At 32.5% G+C, this 4,311-nt stretch carries 4 protein-coding genes; all 4 read left to right on the top strand.

Annotated features, from left to right (window positions below):
* Positions 1–209: 209 nt before the first annotated feature.
* The 4 genes from MOC86_RS20080 to MOC86_RS20095 all read left to right on the top strand — a co-directional run bounded on the left by MOC86_RS20080 (position 210) and on the right by MOC86_RS20095 (position 4,234).
* Entirely contained in the window at positions 210–506 is a 297-nt protein-coding gene (locus tag MOC86_RS20080) for a putative quinol monooxygenase (RefSeq protein WP_419146665.1), read from the top strand.
* A gap of 331 nt (positions 507–837) precedes the next feature.
* Entirely contained in the window at positions 838–1,542 is a 705-nt protein-coding gene (locus MOC86_RS20085) for a DUF421 domain-containing protein (RefSeq protein ID WP_268585773.1), read from the top strand.
* A gap of 647 nt (positions 1,543–2,189) precedes the next feature.
* Positions 2,190–2,987 carry a pyrroline-5-carboxylate reductase gene (gene proC, locus MOC86_RS20090; RefSeq protein WP_268585774.1) on the top strand — a complete coding sequence of 266 codons (798 nt, stop codon included), beginning with the start codon at positions 2,190–2,192 and terminating at the stop codon, positions 2,985–2,987.
* Between the two features lie 899 nt (positions 2,988–3,886).
* Complete coding sequence (locus MOC86_RS20095; RefSeq protein WP_268585775.1) at positions 3,887–4,234, top strand: hypothetical protein; 348 nt, start codon at positions 3,887–3,889, stop codon at positions 4,232–4,234.
* Positions 4,235–4,311 lie beyond the last annotated feature (77 nt).

Consider the following 4,311-nt stretch of genomic DNA (forward strand, 5'->3'; position numbering starts at 1 on the left):
GTCCGTAAAAGTATATATAAACGAAAAGAAAAAGCGAAAACTCATTGTTACTGAACGAGTTTTCGCTTTTTTATTTCTGATAAGCAACATTATGTGAACTAAAAATGTATATAGAATACACTATATCCTAAAGTTATTCCCTTGATAAAATGGAATATTTTCCTTAAAATACTTCTGAGAAACGTTATAATGATAAACTACAAGAAATTATGAAAGAGGGGAACCTGATGCACTACATAACTGCATGCTTGAATATTGTTAGTGATAAGAATTTTAATGAAATAATAGAAGAGTTCAAAAAACTTGAGGAAAAAACGAATAAAGAAGAAGGATGTATTAAATTTCATGCTTATCCTCTTGAACCATCAGAACGAAAAATAATGCTTTGGGAGATTTGGGAAAACGAAGAAGCTGTTAATGTCCATTTCACCAAACCACACACCAAAAATGTGCAAGAACAAGAATTAACGGAAGTAGAATGGATAATTAAAAGTAATGTGAATTAACAAAAGGTGCCATAAGGCGCCTTCCGAGTTTAGAGGAACCCCTGCCTTTTCTACGCTTTCTTGTTTTTTAGAATCAACATTATGTCAACTAACTTTGTATATCGTATACAGCCTAAAAACAGAAAAACTCCCTTGTGCAGTAGGGAGTTTTTCTGTGCGAAATTTAAATAAAAAAAGTGGTAGATGCTTTTGCATCATAAGTAGTTTGCTCAAAACATTGGATATTTTTCATTTATATAAAGATATCTGCTTTATATAAAATTTATAATTAATTGTTAGTAGGTGATACTAATTATTGACTTTTTATCTAAAACGTAGGGTGTGAATGTATATGGATTTTTTTCAAAGTCAAGAATCACTTACTGAAATTCAATGGACTCTCAGAGCAATTATTTCTTTTTTCTTTTTACTCTTTGTTGCTAAGATAATGGGGCAACGATCAATATCTCAGTTAAGGTTACTTGATTTTATAATGGCTTTATCAATTGGAAATATTATTGCCCATCCTTTGTCTGATCAACACTTAGGAATGAAAGGATCCATGATAACGATAGGTGTATTAGTTATTTTGTATCTTATTTTCATATTTTTAAGCCTTAAGTGGTCGAAATTCACAAAATTTGTTGATCCTTCTCCTTTTCCTCTCATAAAAAATGGGGAAATAATTTATAAGGGTTTAACCAAAGCGAGAATACCTCTTGAAATCTTATTATCAGAATTAAGAAAAGAACAAATACAGGATATTCAAAAGGTTGCTCTAGCATTGTGGGAATCAGATGGTACGATTTCTTTTGTTTTAGATCCAAAGTATCAAGCATTAACTCCTAAAGATATGAAGATAATGACAAAGCCATTCTCTTTTCCTATAACGATTATCAAAGATGGAAAAATTGATTTTGAAGAATTAAAACAAACTGGTAAAGATAAAGATTGGTTAAAAGATAAAATTAGAATGGTACATAATGTAGAAATAAAAAATATTTTACTAGCGACAATTGATAACAATGACAAAATAAATATCTTTTTATATAAGTAAGTATGAAGTGAAATGTGGATGTGCAAATTACTTTTTAGTAAAAAATTATCAAATAAATGTAATTGCCTTAAGGTATAACATCTGTTATATCTGTTATGATTATCGATAAAAATCATATAGACAAAAAAGACATTGATAAATTTTCCATCAGTGTCTTCTTTGTGGTAGAGTCCTTTATGTTATCAATTATGCTTAATGTCTACCTTTTATGATTGCCGATAATTGGTGTTATATTGACTGACTTATCATGATTTACCTTTAGGAAAAAGACGACTTAAAAGTTATAGTTTTTGAGTCGTCTCTATAATTAGTAACTTTCTTTTATTACTTTCTTTTTTATTTGACGTATTTTCTTATAATTAATTGTGATAAATTTTAAAGTGAAAAGAACAAACTAAGTAAGTTTGCTCTTTCTCTTTTGCACTGAAAACTCTTCAGTACAATAACTATATATCTTAATATCAGGATTGCTTTTACAAGAGCAATTCACCCTGTTACAAGTAATTGATGGTTTACTGTTATTGGGCTCCGTCTTTGTTAGTGAAACAAGATTCCGAAGGACTACAGATTTAGAGTGACCTATCCACTAATCGGGAAAACTATCCTAATAAAGGCGGCAAATACAACGCAGAAAAAGGTGAATAACAATGAGTAACAATAAAAAACATGTATTATTTATAGGGGCAGGGCGCATGGCCCAAGCCTTAATTAGAGGAATAAACAAAAATGAATTCGCCATTCTTGTCGGCAACAATGGAAATGAAGATCGGCTACGTGAGGTAAAAGAAACCTTTGAGGTGGAAACCACTAACCACTGGTCACAAGAAATACACAAGATGGATATCATTATTCTTGCCATGCCACCTGAGTCTCATGACGACATTCTCGCAAAATTATCTAAAGACATTAATGGACAATTAGTCATTACGGTAGCCGCCGGAATAGGTCCAACTTACCTTGAGTCCAGACTTCCTAAAGGGACACCTGTAGCTTGGGTTATGCCTAATACAGCAGCTAAATTAGGTAAGTCAATGACTTTGTATGCACTCGGGCAAAATGTGAATCAAGAACAACAGGGATGGATTGAGGCATTAATTTACGATATTGGTGAATTTGAAAAAGTGACAGAGCAGCAAATTCATGAGCTAACTGCTGTAACTGGAAGTGCTCCAGCATTTATCTATCGGGTAGCAGAAGCACTTGAAAAAATAACATTAGCGTCAGGTGTCAATAAAGATCAAGCAAGAAAGCTAGTAGCCAACATGATTGCTGGTTCTGCAGAAATGCTAAAAACAAATGCGGCCCCTGCTGAACTTGCAGATGAGGTAGCCACTCCTGGCGGTTCAACAGCTGCTGGTTTAGAGGTACTAGACACAAACCATTTGGACCGTTTAATGATGGATGCCATTGAAGCATGCCGCCAAAAAGCAATGAGGCAAGAGTAAATAAACATAAAAATCTTTCCATTACGAATGATGGAAGGATTTTTTAATTAGGTAGTCACTATAATATCGGTTAAATGTAATAGCTTGATTAATTCTTCTTCTCACACATCTTCAGGTAAATCAGAGGAATTCGCCTATTTTGTAGGACAGTTAATATAAAAAGTAAAACTATCAAAAATAATGTTTTCTTTATCATATGACCACCTCAGTGCATAGTGTCCCTTTACTAAGGTTTATTTATTAAATCTTGTTGTTCAGTTATCCTGCCCTTTGATAGTTCGTAAACATATACTTTTACGGACGAATTGGTGGATCATGAGTTTGTTATAAAGGGTTACATGAATAAAGAGGAGGTTAGATATCTGACTTTAGAAAGCATGACAGAGAGTATTCTTAAAATATTCAATTTACTTTGCTAACTCTTCATTTGTTTTCTTTGAATCTCCTGTCTTCAAATAGATTCTTCACTTTTGTGTGCGTTCTTTTTTCTGGAGGCCTTCCACTCCTTGTTCTTTAATGTAATATTTAACTTTTTAAGTCCCAAATTTCAGTTGAAGTTTATTGGGAATTTAGGACAATTATGAGCCCTGTGAAAACAATAAGTATTATTGCGATTGGGAGTAAAGCCATCAATGTTAGAAGTTTCTTTTCATCATTATTCTTCATTACAATCACCTCACTATTCATTCTTTTAAATTGTTCTATTGATTTGTTAAGAAAATTTATACAATGTTTAACTGCAATTTTCGATGCAGTGTATTTACTTCTTGTAGAATATATTGCTTTTCAGTAACAAAAAATAAAATGTAATTTATTGTACAATTTAAGAACATATAAAATTATATCATATGAGCATATACTCATATATATATAAGATATGGAAAAGGAGGAATGATAGGATGGCCCATTCACATGATGGATATCATCATGGAACGAATAATAAAAAAGCATTCGGAATAACGGATATACACCAATCAGCTCCCGTATTCATAGCCACGATTTTACGCCAGATTCCAGAAGGCATGGCAATCATGGCGGTCTTATCCATAGCAAAAGTACCTCAATTATGCTTTTTATTCATTATAGTCTTCCTTTCTCTCTCCTGGGGTGGAAGTTTATGGATGGGAGAAAGCGTACAAGTTTCCTCGCTTAAATTACAAGCTTTATTGACTGGAGGAGCAATGGGCACGCTTTCCTTTGTTATCTTTCATGAAATAATAAGCAAAGTTCTGGTGCAAAAACCTTAAACTGATTGTAATTAATCTATCAAACTTGGACATACTGATACTATTACTCTAAAAAAGGTGTGTGATCGGTATGGAAA

This window comes from Priestia endophytica (genome assembly GCF_026790145.1).
GTDB classification, from domain to species: domain Bacteria; phylum Bacillota; class Bacilli; order Bacillales; family Bacillaceae_H; genus Bacillus_I; species Bacillus_I endophytica_A.